Source organism: Nocardioides bruguierae (genome assembly GCF_023554635.1).
Classification (GTDB): domain Bacteria; phylum Actinomycetota; class Actinomycetes; order Propionibacteriales; family Nocardioidaceae; genus Nocardioides; species Nocardioides bruguierae.
In genome coordinates this window covers 20,836-38,344 of record NZ_JAMJPH010000006.1, presented here as the reverse complement: position 1 = coordinate 38,344, position 17,509 = coordinate 20,836, and the positions used below count along the sequence as shown (strand labels likewise).

At 72.6% G+C, this 17,509-nt stretch carries 10 protein-coding genes; 3 read left to right on the top strand and 7 right to left on the bottom strand.

Translation table 11 applies throughout. The features are described from left to right. A complete protein-coding gene (locus M8316_RS04900; RefSeq protein WP_250052531.1) occupies positions 1-903 on the bottom strand; it encodes a LysR family transcriptional regulator in 903 nt (300 codons plus the stop codon). A 73-nt stretch (positions 904-976) separates the two neighbouring features. Between M8316_RS04900 and M8316_RS04895 the strand changes: the two genes are divergently transcribed. After that, positions 977-1,912, top strand: coding sequence for an EamA family transporter (locus M8316_RS04895; RefSeq protein ID WP_250052529.1), 936 nt, complete (start codon positions 977-979; stop codon positions 1,910-1,912). Here the strand turns inward: M8316_RS04895 and M8316_RS04890 are convergent. The 5 genes from M8316_RS04890 to M8316_RS04870 are packed head-to-tail and all read right to left on the bottom strand — an operon-like array spanning position 1,909 to position 10,429. After that, the gene (locus M8316_RS04890; protein WP_250052527.1) at positions 1,909-2,829 is read right to left on the bottom strand and encodes an NUDIX hydrolase; all 921 of its coding nucleotides are present in this window, start codon (positions 2,827-2,829) and stop codon (positions 1,909-1,911) included. The two genes, M8316_RS04895 and M8316_RS04890, sit on opposite strands and share 4 nt — an antisense overlap. Before the next feature lie 52 nt (positions 2,830-2,881). Continuing rightward, positions 2,882-5,152 (bottom strand): 1,4-alpha-glucan branching protein GlgB, encoded by a 2,271-nt coding sequence (gene glgB / locus M8316_RS04885; RefSeq protein ID WP_250052524.1) that lies wholly within the window; start codon positions 5,150-5,152, stop codon positions 2,882-2,884. After that, positions 5,149-6,621, bottom strand: coding sequence for a maltokinase N-terminal cap-like domain-containing protein (locus M8316_RS04880; RefSeq protein ID WP_250052522.1), 1,473 nt, complete (start codon positions 6,619-6,621; stop codon positions 5,149-5,151). Before M8316_RS04880 ends, glgB begins: the two co-directional genes overlap by 4 nt. Then, a complete protein-coding gene (gene treS / locus M8316_RS04875) occupies positions 6,618-8,447 on the bottom strand; it encodes a maltose alpha-D-glucosyltransferase (RefSeq protein ID WP_250052519.1) in 1,830 nt (609 codons plus the stop codon). The genes M8316_RS04880 and treS overlap by 4 nt, the downstream gene beginning before the upstream one ends. Beyond that, a complete protein-coding gene (locus tag M8316_RS04870; RefSeq protein ID WP_250052518.1) occupies positions 8,444-10,429 on the bottom strand; it encodes an alpha-1,4-glucan--maltose-1-phosphate maltosyltransferase in 1,986 nt (661 codons plus the stop codon). The genes treS and M8316_RS04870 overlap by 4 nt, the downstream gene beginning before the upstream one ends. 350 nt (positions 10,430-10,779) lie before the next feature. On the opposite strand from M8316_RS04870, the gene M8316_RS04865 reads away from it, so the two are divergent. Continuing rightward, entirely contained in the window at positions 10,780-11,076 is a 297-nt protein-coding gene (locus tag M8316_RS04865) for a GIY-YIG nuclease family protein (protein ID WP_250052517.1), read from the top strand. 189 nt (positions 11,077-11,265) lie between these two features. Here the strand turns inward: M8316_RS04865 and M8316_RS04860 are convergent, their stop codons facing one another. After that, a complete protein-coding gene (locus tag M8316_RS04860; RefSeq protein ID WP_250052516.1) occupies positions 11,266-14,730 on the bottom strand; it encodes a M36 family metallopeptidase in 3,465 nt (1,154 codons plus the stop codon). A gap of 127 nt (positions 14,731-14,857) precedes the next feature. Between M8316_RS04860 and glgP the strand changes: the two genes are divergently transcribed. Further along, positions 14,858-17,494 carry an alpha-glucan family phosphorylase gene (gene glgP / locus M8316_RS04855; protein WP_250052515.1) on the top strand — a complete coding sequence of 879 codons (2,637 nt, stop codon included), beginning with the start codon at positions 14,858-14,860 and terminating at the stop codon, positions 17,492-17,494. Positions 17,495-17,509: the final 15 nt, after the last annotated feature.

Below are 17,509 nucleotides of genomic sequence, written 5' to 3'. Positions count from 1 at the left end.
TCAGCCGCGGGAGAGCGCCTCGCGCAGCGCGGTGACGGCGGGGGAGCCGGCCATCGAGCGGCGCGAGACGAAGGAGACCGTGCGCGTCGGCACGGGCTCGACCACCGGCACCGCCACCAGCGGACCACCAGGCACGGCCGCCAGGTCGGAGCGGCCCAGCCGCGGCACGAGGGAGACCCCGAGGCCCGCCGCGACCAGCGCCAGGTGGGAGTCGAACTCCCCGGCCACGTGCGCCACCCGCGGCCGGGCGCCGGTGCCGTCGTACATCCGCGAGAGCCACTGACGGCAGATCGTGCCCTCGGGGGTGGCCACCCAGGTGACGCCCACGAGGTCGTGGGCCGTCACGGACTCCCGGGCCGCGAAGGGGTGGTCGGGGCGGACGACCAGGTCGGCCCGCTCCCGCATCACCACCGTGCGCTCCAGGTGCTCGGGGACGTCGAGGGCCACGTCGCCCCACGCGTGCACCACCGCGGCGTCCTGGCGCCCGGTGGCGACGTGGGCGATGGCGTCCCACGGCTCCAGCTCGGTGAGGGTGACCCGCAGCAGCGGCTCGCTCGTCGCCAGGGCGGCCAGCGCGGGGGCGACGAGGCCACGGGTGGCGGTCGAGAACGTGCCCAGCCGCAGGTGACCGGCCGCCTGCTCCGCCTGGCGGTGCAGGTCGGACTCCAGCGACTCCAGGTCGGTGAGCAGCCGCGAGCCGTCCTCGACCAGCTGCGCGCCCGCGCGGCTGAGCACCACGCCGCGTCCGACCCGCTCGAGCATGGGCAGGCCCGTGTCCCGCTCCAGCCGCTTGACCTGCTGGGAGACCGCCGAGGGCGTGTAGCCGAGCGCGGCCGCGGCGGCGACGACCGAGCCCTCCTCGGCCACGGCCCGCAGCGAGCGCAGCGCCTCCAGATCAATCATGCAGCGATGCTACCGAATGAGATGCACCTCTATTCGCTGGTGCTGCATGGTTGTGGTCGGCGACGATCGTGCCATGAACCGCCGCGACACCACCCTGATGCTCGTCGTCGTCCTCTGCTGGGGGCTGAACTTCGTGGCGATCGACCTGGGCCGCGGGGACGTGCCGCCGCTGCTGTTCCTCGCGATCCGCTTCGTCGTCGTGCTGCTGCCGGTGCTCTGGCTGCCCAAGCCGGACGTCTCGTGGCGCACCCTGGCGCTGGTCGGCGGGTTCATGAGCGTCGGCCAGTTCGGGTTCCTCTACGTCTCCATGGCCGCCGGGCTGCCCGCCGGCCTCGCCGCCCTGGTGCTCCAGGCCCAGGTGCTGTTCACCACCGCGATCGCGGCGCTGGTGCTGCGCGAGACGCCCTCGCGGCTCCAGGTCGTCGGCATGGTGGTGGGGGCGGCCGGACTCGCGGTCGTCGCCCTCGGGCGCGGGGGCGGGGTGCCGCTCGCGGCCCTGCTGCTCTGCGTCCTCGGCGCCCTCTCGTGGGGCATCGGCAACGTGGTCTCGCGCGCCGCCAAGGTGCCCGGCGGCCTCTCGCTCACCGTCTGGTCGGCGACCGTCGTGCCGCTGCCCGTGCTCGCGCTCTCCTGGCTGCTCGAGGGCACCGACGGGATCGTCGACGGCCTCCAGGCGTTCGGCTGGGCGGCCGCGCTGAGCACGCTCTACACGGCCGCGCTCGCCTCCTGGGTCGGGTACGGCATCTTCAACTCGCTGCTGGCCCGCAACCCGGCCGCGTCCGTCGTCCCGTGGATACTGCTGGTGCCGCCGGTGGCCATGCTGGGCACGTGGGCCGCGCGCGGTGCCGTGCCGACGGCGGGCGAGGTCGCCGGGGGAGTGCTCCTGGTCGCCGGCGCGCTGCTGGCGATGCGGGGCGGACGGCGGGCCACGGCCGCGCCGGCCCCGCGCCCCGCTGAGGCGGTGCCCGACGAGGTGGCGCCCGACGAGGCCCTGCCCGCTCGCTCCTAGAGCGCGTGCCCGGACTCGGTGTAGCCCGGGCCCTCGCCCCGCAGGCCGGCCAGCGCTGCCTCCACGCGGCGGGCGGTGAAGTCGGTGGCGTGCTCGCGCACCTCCGCGAGCGTGCAGAGCCGCACGGAGCGGATCTCCCGGGCCTGGAGCACCAGGCCGTCCAGGTCACCGGGGTCGATCGTCCCGCCGTCGAAGACGAGGCAGAGGGCGTCGTCCCAGCCGTTCCAGGGCGGCAGCCAGTCGGTCAGCAGCAGCCGGCCGGCGTCCAGGGTGAGGGAGAGCTCCTCCTCGACCTCGCGCGCGACCGCGACGCGCGGTGACTCGTTGACCTCGACGACCCCGCCGGGCAGGTCCCAGTCGGTCTTGTAGGTGAGCTGGCACATCAGCACCCGCGGCTCGCCCTCCTCCGAGGAGCGCACGAGCATCTGCGCGATGGCCCGCTTGCGGGGCAGGAACGAGTTGAGCAGCGACCGGAAGGCGCCCGGCTCGGTGAGCGGCGGGTCGGTGGCCAGCCGGGCCAGCACCACGTGCCCCTCGGGCGCTTCGCCACCGTCGCGGACGCGGCGGCGGACCCCCTCGCGGCGCATCCCCACCCGGGTGGCGACGATGAGCGCCCGCTCGTCGTTCTCGGGGATCCACGCCTCGACCCGCTCCAGGCCGAGGCCGTCGTCCCGCTTGGCCGCCAGGCACCAGTCCACCAGCATCCGCAGGCTGCGGACCGAGTAGCCGTGCCCGCGGGCCCGCTCCGAGAGGTCCACGCCCAGCGCGGCGGTGCCGGGGTCGGTGAGGACGACGGTGGTGGTGCCGATCGTCTGGTCCTGCCCGAGCACGACGTAGAAGGCCAGCCGGGACGGGTCCGGGCTGCGGGCGGGGCGGAGGGTGACCGTGCCGTCGGTGAGCGTGGGCTGGGAGGTCACGCGCCCACCCTAGCCAGGCCCGCGCACCCGCACGGGCCTGGCCGGGTGTGGCTCAGGACTCGCTGCGGCGGAACCACACCGTCGCCAGCGGCGGCACCACGACGTCCGCGTGCGCCGGCTGGCCCGACCACTCACCGGTCACCCCGGTGATCCGGCCGAGGTTGCCCACGCCCGAGCCGCAGTAGCCCACCGCGTCCGTGTTGACGAGCTCGTCCCACGCGCCCGCCGCGGGCAGGCCCAGCCGCAGGTCGTGCGGAGTGGCGGAGAAGTTGCTGACGCAGACCACGTCGGGCTCGCCCGGCGTGCGCCGGATGAAGGAGAAGACGTTGCGGTCCGCGTCCCCGCCGTCGATCCAGGTGAACCCGGCCGGGTCCTGGTCGCGGCCCCACAGGGCGGGGCTGGCGGAGTAGGCGTGGTTCAGGTCCCGCACGAGGTCGCGGACGCCGGCGTGGTCGGGGTTCTCCAGCAGCCACCAGTCGAGCTCGCGGGACTCGGCCCACTCCGACTCCTGGCCGAACTCCGAGCCCATGAACAGCAGCTGCTTGCCGGGGTGGGCCCACATGAAGCCCAGGTAGGCGCGCAGGTTGGCCAGCTGCTGCCAGCGGTCGCCGGGCATCTTGCGCAGCAGCGAGCCCTTGCCGTGCACGACCTCGTCGTGGCTGATCGGCAGCACGTAGTTCTCGCTGAAGGCGTAGACCAGCGAGAACGTCATCTCGCCGTGGTGGTAGCGCCGGTAGACCGGGTCCTTGGCCACGTAGTCCAGCGAGTCGTGCATCCAGCCCATGTTCCACTTGAAGCCGAACCCGAGGCCGTCGGAGGACGTGGGGCGCGTGACGCCCGGCCAGGCGGTGGACTCCTCGGCGATCGTGACGATGCCGGGCACGCGGCGGTAGACGGTCGCGTTCATCTCCTGGAGGAACTGCACCGCCTCGAGGTTCTCGCGGCCGCCGAACTTGTTCGGGCTCCACTCCCCGTCCTCGCGGGAGTAGTCCAGGTAGAGCATCGAGGCGACGCCGTCGACGCGCAGGCCGTCGGCGTGGAACTCCTCGAGCCAGTACACGGCGTTGGCGTAGAGGAAGTTGCGCACCTCGTGCCGGCCGAAGTTGAAGATGTGGGAGCCCCACTCCTTGTGCCAGCCGCGCTGGGGGTTGGGGTCCTCGTACAGCGGAGTGCCGTCGAAGCGGGCCAGGGCCCACTCGTCGGTGGCGAAGTGGCCGGGCACCCAGTCGAGGATGACGCCCACGCCGTGCTGGTGCAGCCGGTCGACGAGCCGGCGGAACCCGTCGGGGTCGCCGAAGCGGCTGTCGGGGGCGAAGTAGGAGGTGACGTGGTAGCCCCAGGAGCCGCCGAACGGGTGCTGCATGACCGGCATCAGCTCGACGTGGGTGAAGCCCAGGTCGCCGACGTAGGCGGCGAGGTCGTCGGCCATCTGCTCCCAGGTCCACAGGGTGCCGTCGTAGTTCTTCTTCCACGAGGCCAGGTGCACCTCGTAGCAGCTCATCGGCGCCTCGGTGGGGGTCTTCTCCCCCCGGGTGGCCATCCAGGCGTCGTCGCCCCACTCGTAGGTGGTCGCGTGCACGCGGGAGGCGGTCAGCGGCGGCTGCTCGGCCCAGCCGGCCATCGGGTCGGCCTTCTCCAGCCAGTGACCCTCCTGCGTGAGCAGCGCGTACTTGTAGGTGGCGCCGGCCCCGACTCCGGGGACGAACAGCTCCCACACGCCCGAGGTGCCGAGCTGGCGCATCGGGTGCTCGCGGCCGTCCCAGCTGTTGAAGTCGGCCTTGAGACGCACCCCGCGGGCGTGCGGCGCCCACACCGCGAACGACGTGCCCGTCACGGTGCCGGCCGCCGTCTCGTAGCTGCGCACGTTGGCGCCGAGCACGTCCCACAGCTGCTCGTGGCGGCCCTCGTTGAACAGGTGCAGGTCCATCTCGCCCACGGTGGGCAGCCACCGGTAGGGGTCGTCGAAGGTGGTCGGGTCGCCGCCGTAGGAGACGCCGACGCGGTACTCGGGCACCCGGGCGACCGGCAGCACCGCCACCCAGACGCCCTCGTGCTCGTGGGCCAGCTCGGTGGTGCCCCACGCGCCGGACACGGCGACCGACGTCGCCAGCGGACGCAGCACGCGCACCGTCACCGCCCCGTCGTGCGGGTGGACGCCCAGGACGCCGTGCGGGTCGCCGTGCTCGCCACGGGCCAGCTGCTCGAGGACGTCGCGGGCCACCGGGAGGGGCTGCGGGTCGGTGCTCGGGACAGTGCTCGGGGCGGGGCTGGTGCTCGGGCTGGTGCTCCTGCCCGTGCTGCTGCCGGGGGTGCTCTCGGTCATGACTCTCCGATCTCCGCGACGGCCTGGAGCGGGATGTCCACCCAGGTCGGACGGTTGCGGGTCTCGTACACGGTCTCGTAGACGGCCTTGTCGGCGACGTAGGCGTCGAGCAGCGTCCGCTGGGCCTCGGTCACCTCACCGCCGGTGTAGGCCACCAGGAAGTGGTTCTTGGCCCGGTTCGCCCACTCGGCGGCCCGTGCCTGCCGGGCCTCGGTGCCCTCGGGGTCGTCCTCGGACCAGGTGCGCTCCACCACGCGCGGGGCGTAGTCGAAGGAGCGCAGCATGCCCGCCACGTCCCGCCACGGGGAGTCGGGCAGCACCCGCTCGGCGAGGGTCTTGGCGGGCTCGCCCTCGAAGTCGACGATCTTCCAGCCCAGCGACGTGCGCAGGGTCTGGCCCAGGTGCAGGTCTCCGTGCACCCGCTGCGTGGTGAGCAGCCCCTGGTCGGCGACGGCGCCGAAGGTGCGCAGCAGACCCTCGCGGTGCTCCTCCAGGACCGGGACGACGGCGGCCGCCGCGCCGAGGCGGCGGCCCATGAGGGCGGCCAGCGCGCCGGCGTCCTTCTCGCTGGTGCCGAAGTGCTCGGCGAGGGTGTCGTGCACCTCGCGCAGCGCCTCGCCCAGCCGCGTCGCCTCGCCGGCGAAGTCGCCGCCGGAGGCCGACGCCCGCGTCTCGGGGTCGGAGAAGAGGGTGCGGACGCTGTTGAGCGCCAGGTCCCAGCCGTCCGAGGCGGTGCGCAGGAACTGCTGGAGCATCGAGAGCTGCCAGATCTCCCCGGTGCGCGGGTGCGTCCAGTCGATCCAGCCGTACAGCGCGGCCACGTTGGCGCACCCGGCACGGGTCAGGACCTCGTGGATCTCGATGTCGGGGTTGCGGCCCGGGGTGAGCTTGCGGAAGACCTTGAGGATCGCGTCCTCGCCGAACATCACGGTCGAGTTCGACTGCTCGCCGGAGAACAGCGACGCGCGGGCGTCCGGGTCGATCTCGTAGCCGGGCAGCCGGCGGAAGGTGAGCCCCGACGCCGCGTCGTGCGCCTCGCCGGTCTCGTAGGCGTCGAAGAAGGTGCGCTGCCACGCGGCCATCGCCTCGCGGTCGTGCACCGCGTCGTAGACGTGCACCCAGCCCAGGCCGGGCTCCTCCCACCAGCCGATGAAGGCGTGCTCGAGGCGGGACTCGGCATCGGTGTAGAAGGCCAGCGGCACCTGGTAGACCTCGACGGCCTGCTCGCCGTCCTCGCCCTCGGCGGCGCCCGCCGGCACGTCCGCGTAGGTGAGCTCGACGAGGTGGTTGAGCACCGCGACCGGGCCGCCCTCGGCGGTGCCGGGCACGTGGCCGATCCGGTAGACCTGGCTGACCTCGAACGGTCGGCCCTTGCCGCCGAACCAGCGGGTCCGGCCGAGGTAGTCGGCGATGACGGCCGGGTCGACGTGGTCGACCGGGCCGGTGAACGGAGCCGGTGCGTCGCTCACAGCAGCGGTCCCTCCTCCGGGGTCGGTGCCGCCGGCAGCCGGAACCAGTAGAAGCCGTAGCCGGCCAGCGTCAGCAGGTAGGGCAGCTCGCCGATGACGGGGAACTCGACGTTGCCGAGCAGCTCCACGGGCCGGCGGCCCTCGAAGCGGCGCAGGTCGAGCTCGACGGGCTGCGGGAAGCGGGAGAGGTTGTTGACGCAGAGGATGACGTCCTCGGCGCCGGTCTCGGGGTCGGTCCACTCGCGCACGTAGGAGAGCACCGAGGCGTTCGAGCCGCCCAGGTCGTGGAACTCGCCCAGGCCGAAGGACGGGTGGTGCCGGCGGGCGTGGATCATCCGGTGCGTCCAGTGCAGCAGGGAGGACGGGTTCTCCATCTGTGCCTCGACGTTGACCGACTCGTAGCCGTAGATGGCGTCCTGGACCACCGGCAGGTCGAGCCGGCCGGGGTTGGCGGAGGAGAACCCGGCGTTGCGGTCGCTCGTCCACTGCATCGGCGTGCGCACGCCGTCGCGGTCACCGAGCCAGATGTTGTCGCCCATGCCGATCTCGTCGCCGTAGTAGAGCACCGGGCTCCCCGGCAGCGAGAGCAGCAACGCGTTGAACAGCTCGATCTGGTTGGTGTCGTTCTCCAGCAGCGGGGCCAGCCGGCGGCGGATGCCGATGTTGGCCTTCATCCGCGGGTCCTTGGCGTACTCCTGCCACATGTAGTCGCGGTCCTCGTCCGTGACCATCTCGAGGGTGAGCTCGTCGTGGTTGCGCAGGAAGATGCCCCACTGGCAGTTGCTGGGGATCTCCGGCGTCTGCTCGAGGATCTCCGAGATCGGGTAGCGCGACTCGCGGCGCACCGCCATGAAGATGCGGGGCATCACGGGGAAGTGGAAGGCCATGTGGCACTCGTCGCCGCCGGCCTCGAAGTCGCCGAAGTACTCCACGACGTCCTGCGGCCACTGGTTGGCCTCGCACAGCAGGACGCGGCCGGGGTACTCGTCGTCGACGACCTTGCGGATCTTCTTGAGGAAGTCGTGGGTCTCGGGCAGGTTCTCGCCGTTGCTGCCCGGGCGCTCGTAGAGGTAGGGCACCGCGTCCAGGCGGAACCCGTCCAGGCCCATGTCGAACCAGAACCGCAGCGCGTCGGTGATCGCGTCGTGCACGGCCGGGTTGTCGAAGTTCAGGTCGGGCTGGTGGGAGAAGAACCGGTGCCAGAAGTACTGCTGGCGCACCGGGTCCCACGTCCAGTTCGAGGGCTCGGTGTCGACGAAGATGATCCGGGCCTCGGAGTAGAGGTCGTCGCTGTCGGACCAGACGTAGAAGTCGCCGTACGGCCCGTCCGGGTCCGAGCGGCTGGCCTGGAACCACGGGTGCTGGTCGCTGGTGTGGTTCATGACGAAGTCGATGATCACGCGGATGCCGCGCTTGTGCGCCTCGTCCAGGAAGTAGTGGAAGTCCTCGATCGTGCCGATCGCCGGCAGCACCCCGGTGTAGTCGGCGACGTCGTAGCCGCCGTCGCGCAGCGGGGAGGGGAAGAACGGCGGGATCCAGAGGCAGTCGACGCCGAGCCACTGGAGGTAGTCCAGCTTCTCGACCAGGCCGCGGAAGTCGCCGGTGCCGTCGCCGTTGGAGTCGCGGAAGGAGCGGACGAGCACCTCGTAGAAGACGGCCGTCTTGAACCAGTCCGGCTGCGGGCGGCCGGCGGACTCGGCGTCCACGCCGGAGTCGGTGGTGCCGTCGACCACCGGGTCCTCCGCCAGCGGCGGGCCGTCGGGGACGGCGGTGGGGCTGGTGCCGGTCGGGTCGAGGTGCTCGGGGCTGGTCTGGTCGGTGCTCATCGGGCTCCCTTCACGACGAGGACGTGCGCGGGTTCGGTGAACGGGTCCAGCCGCACGTAGTTGTGCTGGCCCCAGGTCCACTCCGCGCCGGTGATCTCGTCGTGGACGGTGAACGTGGACTCGCCCAGCCCGAGGGCCTCGACGTCGAGGTGGACCGTGGTCTCGTGCACGGCGTGCGGGTCGAGGTTGATCACCACGATGACGGTGTCGCTCGCGGCGTCGCCCGGCACGGCCTGCTTGGCGTAGACCAGCACGCTGTCGTCGTCGCTGTAGTGGATCGTCGTGTTGCGCAGCAGCTGGAGCGCCTTGTGCGCGCGTCGGGTCTCGTTCAACCGGGTCAGGTAGGGCATGAGCGTGCGGCCCTCGGCCTCCGCGCCGGCCCAGTCACGCACCCTGATCTGGAACTTCTCGGTGTCCAGGTACTCCTCGCTGCCCGGCTTCAGCGCCACGTGCTCGAACAGCTCGTACCCGGAGTAGACGCCCCACGAGGGGCTGGAGGTCGCCGCCAGCGCTGCCCGGATCTTGAACGCCGCCGGGCCGCCGTACTGGAGGAAGCCGTGCAGGATGTCGGGGGTGTTGACGAAGAAGTTCGGCCGCATCAGGTGGTCGGACTCGGTGGCGACCTCGGTGAGGTACTCCTCGATCTCCGTCTTGCCCGTGCGCCAGGTGAAGTACGTGTAGGACTGGTGGAAGCCCACCGCGCCCAGGCCGTGCATCATCGCCGGGCGGGTGAAGGCCTCGGAGAGGAACAGGACGTCGGGGTCGGTGCTGCGGACCTCGCCGAGCAGCCACTCCCAGAACGCCACCGGCTTGGTGTGGGGGTTGTCGACGCGGAAGACGCGGACGCCGTGGCTCATCCAGTAGCGGACCACCCGCAGGACCTCCGCGCAGATGCCGCGGGGGTCGTTGTCGAAGTTGACCGGGTAGATGTCCTGGTACTTCTTCGGCGGGTTCTCGGCGTAGGCGATCGTGCCGTCCGCGCGGGTGGTGAAGAACTCCGGGTGCTCGGTGGCCCACGGGTGGTCCGGGGCGGCCTGGAGCGCCAGGTCGAGGGCGATCTCGAGGTTGAGCTCCCGGGCGCGGGCCACGAACGCGTCGAAGTCCTCGATGGTGCCCAGGTCGGGGTGGATCGCGTCGTGCCCGCCGTCCTTGGAGCCGATGGCCCACGGCGACCCCGGGTCGTCCGGGCCGGGGGTCAGCGTGTTGTTCGGACCCTTGCGGTTGACCTCGCCGATCGGGTGGATCGGCGGCAGGTAGACGACGTCGAAGCCCATGCGGGCCGCGCGCTCGAGGCCGGAGACGGCGGTGCGGAACGTGCCGCTGACGACCTTTCCGGTCTCCTGGTCGATGCTCGCGCCCTCGGAGCGGGGGAAGAACTCGTACCAGGAGCCGAACAGGGCCCGCGGGCGGTCGGCGTAGAGGGGGAAGGGACCCTCGACGGTGACCAGCTCGCGGATCGGGTTGGCGTGCAGCACCGACGCCAGCTCCGGGTCCTGGAGCGCCGCGAGCCGGGCCTCGGCCGGGCGGCCCGTGTCGGTGGCGGCCAGGACCGCGCCGTCGAGCACGTCCATCTCGAACGTCTGGTCCGCGCGCAGCGAGGCGCGCACCCGGTCGAAGAGCAGCTTGCCCTCGGTGAACATGAGCTCGACGTCGACCCCGGCGGGGATCTTCACGCCGGCGGCGTGCTCCCAGGTGGCCAGCGGGTCGGACCAGGCGTGCACCTCGAAGCCCCACGCGCCGCCCAGGTCGGGGGTGACCCACGCGCTGTAGGAGTCGGGCACGGTCGCGTGCTTGGTCATCCGCACGGGGGCGCGTCGCGACCCGTCCGGTGCCACCAGCACGACCTCGGCGGCCAGCCTGTCGTGCCCCTCGCGGAAGACCGTCGCCGTCACCGGCAGCGGCTCTCCCACGGTGGCCTTGGCAGGTTGGCGCCCGAGGTCCACCAGGGGCATCACGTTCATGACGGGGATGCGTCCGACCATGTGACCTACCCAACCGTGCCCGCCCACCCGCTGCAAGCCACCCCACGGGGGAGTGAGCGTGGTCTGCGCGACCCGCACCCCCTCCCACCTCGGCCCTCGGGCGGTCAGGAGCACCGGAGGTCGAGCAGCGAGGAGCGCGGGCGACGAGCGCACGTCGAGACCCTGGATGAGGCACCACCGGTGGTCGAGCAGTGAGGAGCGCCAGCGACGAGCGAACGTCGAGACCCTGGATGAGGCACCACCGGTGGTCGAGCAGTGAGGAGCGCCAGCGACGAGCGCACGTCGAGACCGCTCTCCACAGGCTTCTACGCACGAGGAATCCGTGTCGACGGCCGGGGAAGCCTCCGTCCATGGCATGGACTTACATCGTCAAGTGCAGCGACGGCTCCCTGTACGTGGGCAGCACCACGGATCTCGGACGGCGGATCTGGGAGCACCAGGACGGCAGGGGAGCGGCGTACACCCGAGCCCGGCGGCCGGTCGTGCTGGCCTGGGCAGCCGAGTGCGACCGGATCGACGACGCCTTCCGGTGGGAGAAGCAGATCCAGGGATGGAGCAGGAGGAAGCGTCTGGCGCTGATCGAGGGCAGGCTCGAGGACCTGCCGGGCCTGGCACGAGGCAGGAACCTTCCGCCGGCGGAGGGGTAGTGGTCTCGACGTGCGGTCGTCGCTGGCGCTCCTCCCTGCTCGACCACCGGGTGGCTCCCGACGTCGGGCCTTCCTCGACCTCCGGTCATCGTCGGCCCAGACGCGGGGAGGCCCCCACCGGAGGTCGAGGAACGACGAGGTCGTGTCTCGACACCACCGGCGAGGGCCTCCCTCGGGGTGCTGAGCGGGTCAGCGGGCGAAGACCTGGAGCTCCGCGGCGTGCACGATCGTGCCGCGGGTGGACGCGGTCGCGCAGTCGGTGTCGTTGAGCGGGTCGTTGTCGATCTCACCGGCGTAGCCCTCGTACCCGGTGCACTGGTTCTCCAGAGCCACGAGTCGGACGGCCGAGGCCTGCACCGGCTCGTCCAGGACGAAGGCGCGCAGGGTCTGGTCGGGCGCCACCGGGCGGGGGCGGACGCCGGGAAACGCGTCGGGCGAGGAGGTGAGGACCCGGGTCCACGTGCCGGCACCGGCGCAGTCGGCGGTGCAGACCTCGATCGCGAACTGCCGCAGCGCGGTGAACCGCGAGCCGGAGTCCTGGTCGACGTCGTCCTCGCCGTCGACCGGGTTCAGCAGGGCGCTGACCTGGACGCGCTTGACGGTGTGCGTGCCGCCGGCGAGGTCGACCGAGACCGACGGCGTGGTGACGTCGACGTTCTCGGCGGTGACGCCGGCCCAGTTGGTGTCCTCGGTGCCGTCGATGAGCGCCTCGGGCTTGAGCGAGCCCTCGGTGGCGCCGATGACGCTCGCGCCGTTGGCGGCCGCCGCCAGGTTGCGTCGGCTCGGCAGCTGCACGGTGGTGGTGCGGCCGCGGCGCACGGTGACCGTCATCCGCTTGAAGCCGCCGGCGGGGGAGACGAACACCATCGTGTAGGTGCCCGGCGCCATCCGCCGCGTGGCCGGCCGCTTCGTCTTCGCGTAGGTGTCGGCGAACGGCGTGCTGCGGGCCTCGTAGACGCCCACGTAGACCTTGCCCGCGGCCTTGCCCGCCTTGAACGCGACCTTGCCGTTGCCGCGCGGCGCGGAGAAGCCGCCCACGACCGAGGTGTCGTCGCCGCCGTCGGTGACGGCGCTGGGGCCCATGCCGCGGCGGGCGAAGGCGTGCCACATGGTGCCGACGTCGGCGCCGCCGAAGCGCATCTTGTCCGCGGCGAGCATGGCGTCACGGGCGTCGAGCATCGACGTCGAGCCCTGCTGGAGCAGGAAGGAGTCGAACATCAGCTGCACCCAGCGGCGGTTGCCGGGGCAGTACTGCGGCGCCAGCGGCGAGGTGGTCGGGCCGCCCTGGGCGCACTGGAGCTGGAGGTCGGCGTCGTCGTAGGGGAACCGGGCGTCGTACTTCTCCACGAGCGCCTGGCGGACCTCCCACTGGGCGCCGTTCCAGATCTCGCCGTCGGCGTGCACCTCGGCGCCGGTGGTGTCGAAGCCGTAGTTGGAGTAGTTCAGCGGGTTCTCGTTGATCGCGTAGTCGCGGATGGCGACCTCGGTGTTGCCGGTGGCGTAGACGCCGACGGCCCAGACGTTGCCGCCGTTGTCGTAGCCGTGGCTGAACTGGTACTCCGCGGCCACCAGGTCGGACCAGGACTCGCCCATGGCGCCGCCCTGCTCGGAGGTCAGGCCCTCGTCCGGGCCGGCGACCATGCGGTTGGAGATGGCGTGGGTGTACTCGTGGCCCACGATGCCCATGTCGAGCCCGCCGTCGGTGCAGGGGGCGTAGAAGGAACCGGCGATCGGCTGGAACAGGTACTGGTTGGTGATGCCGGGGATGCCGTCCTGCAGCGCGATCTGGTTGGCGTTGTCTCGGCCCAGCAGCAGCGGCTGCCCACCGGTGAGCGCACCGGCCTGGGCGTTGCCGACCTCCTGGTCGCCGCCGACGCCGCCGCGTCCGAAGTTGTCCAGCTGCATGTTGTAGTTCTTCTCGGTGAAGCCGAGGTAGTAGCTGTAGTCGTGCATCCGGTTGTGCGAGACGAACAGGTTCGCGACGGAGGCCTCGATGTCGTTGCCGCCGGGCACGAGGTTGGTCGGGTCGCACTGCGACTCGTTCCACGCGTCGGTGAACTCCGGGGTGTAGTCACGCGTGGGCGAGACCGGCGCCTGCAGCAGGCCACCGGGGGTCAGCGGGCTGACCCACGCCTCGTGGGTGTTGGCATTGTTGCCGATCGTCGTCAGGGACGAGGCGGCGCCGGCGTTGAGGGTGTCCCACCCGATCGGCGAGGCGAGGTTCTCGAACGGGCCGGTGGGGGTGTTGCACAGCTCGGTGGCGACCCAGCAGCCGACGACCTCGTTCTCCGGGGTCACGCCGACCTCGGTCGAGGCCATGTCGGGGTTGGCGGTCCAGTAGGCCCAGGAGGGGTCGAAGCCCAGGTCGCCGACCGACGGGGCGGCCGTGTCCGAGGTGGCCACGATCATCGAGTAGGTGCCGATGACGGCGGAGGCGTCGTCGTAGGGGCAGACCTGGGCCGAGTAGACGCCGGCCGGCAGGTCGTCGGAGGCGAACGTGGCGACCTCGGGGCTGGTGAGCAGGTCGCCGGTGTAGAGCAGCTCGTCGCCGGGGCCGAAGAACTTCACGGTGATGTCGTCGACGGGCAGGGCGAGGCCGACCGCGTTGATCGAGCGGGTGTTGTCGTCGGTCAGCTCGAAGGCGTGCTTGGGGCCGCACTCGGTGGCGCTGAAGGTGCCCGAGAAGACGTCGGAGACCTGGTCGTTCTCCACCTGGTTCTGCCGCGTCCAGACCTTGCCGGTCACCGCGTCCACGTGCAGCGTGTAGGCGAGCGAGGCGCCGCCGGCGACGTCCACGACGTTGACGACGTACACGGGGCGCACCCGTCCGTCGGCCAGGGCGAGGGAGCGCAGGCGGACCTGCTGCTCCTGGGCAAAACCCGGCACGGTGAGCCGGGTCCAGGAGAGCCTGCCGCCGTCGACGGCGCTGACGACCGAGGAGAGGTCGCCGGCGGACACGGTGCGGCCCACGTTCGCGGCGGCCTCGGCCCACGCCTGGAGCGGGGTCAGCGCGGCGGCACGGGGGGAGGCCGCGGTGCGGGCGAGCGAGGAGGAGGCGTACACGATGGAGCCGTCGGCGACGCCGACCGTGACCATGCTGCCGGAGGCGGCGGGCAGCCCGCCGAACCGCTGGCGGAACAGGACGGCGTGGCCGGCGTCGGCGGTGGGGGCGCCGTCCGCGTCCGGGTAGGAGGCCAGCTCCTGGTCGTTGACCAGCTGCAGCGCGCCCATCTGGGTCGCCGTCAGCCCGAACAGCGCGGCGTTCTGCTGCAGCCAGGTGCGGGCGGCGCGCACGGGGTTCGCGGAGGTGGCGGGGGCGAGCACCCCGTCCTGCGCGAGCACCGAGCTCGGGGTGCCGTAGTCGTTCCAGCGCAGCGACACACCGCCGAGGCCGGCGTCGAGGGCCCGAGCGGCCCTCTTCTGCGCGGCCGACGGCAGCACGGAGCCCCGCAGGTCGAGGTCCGTGAGGCCCGCGACGGGGTCGGCGATGGTGCCGATCGTGTCTTTGAGCGCGTCCCTCCCGGCCACGGAGGTGGGGGAGGCGTCGTCCGCCGCGAGGGCCGGGAGCTGGGTGAGTCCCGGCGCGAGTGCGACGGTGAGCAGCGCGGCTGCGGCCGTGGTCCGGCGGGCGCGGCGCTGGTGTCGGGTGGTCATGGACACCACAACGGGGGCTGCGGGGCGGGGTTACGCCCCGCAGGCGCGCTCGCCACCAGAAGTTACTTGCGGTTAACAAGTCTTCCGCCCCGTCCGCCCGCGCCGGGTTCGCAGTACCGTCACCGACGTGCGCGCAATCCGTCGACTGACCGTCCGACCGGCGCTGCCGGCCCCGCTCGAGGCCCTGGGGGAGCTGGCCGGCAACCTGCGCTGGGCCTGGCACCCGGCCACCGGTGACCTGTTCGCCGCCCTCGACCCGCAGGCGTGGGAGAGCAGCGGGCACGACCCCCGTGGGGTCCTCGGCCTCGTCTCCCGCGACCGCCTCGAGGAGGCCGCGGCGGACCAGGAGTACGTGGCCCGCGTGGAGGCGGGCCGGGCGGACCTGCGCGCCTACCTCTCCGCCGACCGCTGGTACCAGCGCGCGGCCCAGCAGGGAGCCCAGCAGGGAGCCCAGCAGGGGGCGGAGCCGACCTCGTGGCCGGCGGCCATCGGCTACCTCTCGGCCGAGTTCGGGGTCGCCGCGGCGCTGCCGCAGTACTCCGGCGGTCTCGGCATCCTCGCCGGTGACCACCTCAAGGCGGCCTCGGACCTGGGCGTCCCGATCATCGGCGTCGGCCTGCTCTACACGCACGGCTACTTCCGCCAGTCCCTGGACCGGCACGCGTGGCAGCAGGAGCACTACCCGCTGCTGGACCCCAACGCTCTGCCGGTGCAGCTGCTGCGCGAGGACGACGGCACGCCGGCGTCCGTCGCCCTGGCCCAGCCGGGCGGACCGGACCTGGTGGCCCGCATCTGGGTCGCCTCGGTGGGGCGGGTGCCGCTGCTCATGCTCGACACCGACGTGAAGGGCAACCCGCAGCACTACGTCGACGTCACCGACCGGCTCTACGGCGGCGACGCCGAGCACCGGCTGCGCCAGGAGCTGCTGCTGGGCGTGGGCGGGCTGCGCGCCATCCGCGAGTACTGCCGCATCACCGGCCACGCCGCGCCCGAGGTGTTCCACCTCAACGAGGGCCACGCCGGCTTCCTGGGGATCGAGCGGCTGCGCGAGCTCACGGTGGCGGACGACGGGCCCCGGCTCGACCTCGAGGCGGCGCTGGAGGTGGGCCGGGCGTCGACCGTGTTCACCACCCACACGCCGGTGCCCGCCGGCATCGACCGCTTCCCGCGGACGCTCGTGGAGCAGTACTTCGCCGACCACGGCGGCGTCACCCCCGGTGTGCCGACCGAGCGGGTGCTGGCGCTGGGCTCGGAGGGCTACGAGGGCGGCGACCCGGGCGTGTTCAACATGGCGGTGATGGGCTTCCGGCTGGCCCAGCGCGCCAACGGCGTCTCGCGGCTGCACGGGCACGTCTCGCGGGAGATGTTCAACGGCCTGTGGCCCGACTTCGACATCGACGAGGTGCCCATCACCTCCATCACCAACGGCGTGCACGCGCCGACCTGGGTGGCCCGCGACGTGCTGGGGCTGGCCGCGGTCCGCGGCGCGGACCCGGACGGTGACGACACCAGCGCGTTCTGGCGGGCCGTCGAGGAGGTGCCGGACGCCGAGCTGTGGTCGGTCAAGCGCGCCCAGCGCGAGCGGCTGGTGGGCGAGGTCCGCCGCCGGCTGCGCGCCTCGTGGCTCCAGCGCGGCGCCACGCCCGCCGAGCTCGGTTGGACCGACGAGGTGCTGGACCCCGACGTCCTGACGATCGGCTTCGCGCGTCGCGCCGCGTCCTACAAGCGGCTGACGCTGATGATGCGGGACCCCGCGCGGCTCAGGCGGCTCCTGCTCGACCCCGAGCGGCCCGTCCAGCTCGTCATCGCCGGCAAGGCGCACCCCGCCGACGACGGCGGCAAGCGCCTCATCCAGCAGATCGTGCAGCTCTCCGACGACCCCGAGCTGCGGCACCGCATCGTCTTCCTGCCCGACTACGACATCGCCATGGCCCAGCCGCTCTACCCCGGCTGCGACGTGTGGCTGAACAACCCGCTGCGCCCCTACGAGGCCTGCGGCACCTCGGGCATGAAGGCCGCCCTGAACGGCGGGCTCAACCTGTCGGTGCTCGACGGCTGGTGGGACGAGTGGTTCGACGGGGCCAACGGCTGGGCCATCCCGTCCGCGGACGGCCTGGAGGACCCCGACCACCGCGACGACGTCGAGGCGGCCGCCCTGTACGGCCTGGTCGAGCGCGAGGTCGCGCCGCGCTTCTACGACACCGACGCCGCCGGCGTCCCCACGCGCTGGACCGACATGCTGCGGCACACGCTGCTCTCGCTGGGCCCGAAGGTCCTGGCCAGCCGCATGGTGCGCGACTACGTGCGGCAGCTCTACGCCCCGGCGACCGCGAGCGCGCGCGCCCTGGGCGCCGACCACGCCGGCGCGGTGGCGCTGGCGGGCTGGAAGCAGCGGGTGCGCGAGGGCTGGCACGCCGTGCGGGTGGAGCACGTGGAGGGCAGCGGCGCCGCGCAGGGCGAGGTCGACGTGCCGGAGGTGGGGGACACCCTCACCGTGCGCGCCTTCGTCGCCCTCGGCGCCCTGGCCCCCGCGGACGTGGCGGTCCAGCTGGTGCAGGGCCGGGCCGGCGAGGCCGACGACATCCTCGAGCCGACCACCGCGGAGCTGGGGCTGGCCGAGGACCTCGGCGGTGGCCGGTACCGGTACGAGGGCAGCGTCGAGCTGGCGGCCGCGGGCCCGTTCGGCTACACGGTGCGGGTGCTGCCGCACCACGCAGCGCTGGCCGCGCCGGCCGAGCTGGGGCTGGTCACCTACCCGCGCTGAGCGGGCGGGCGACGG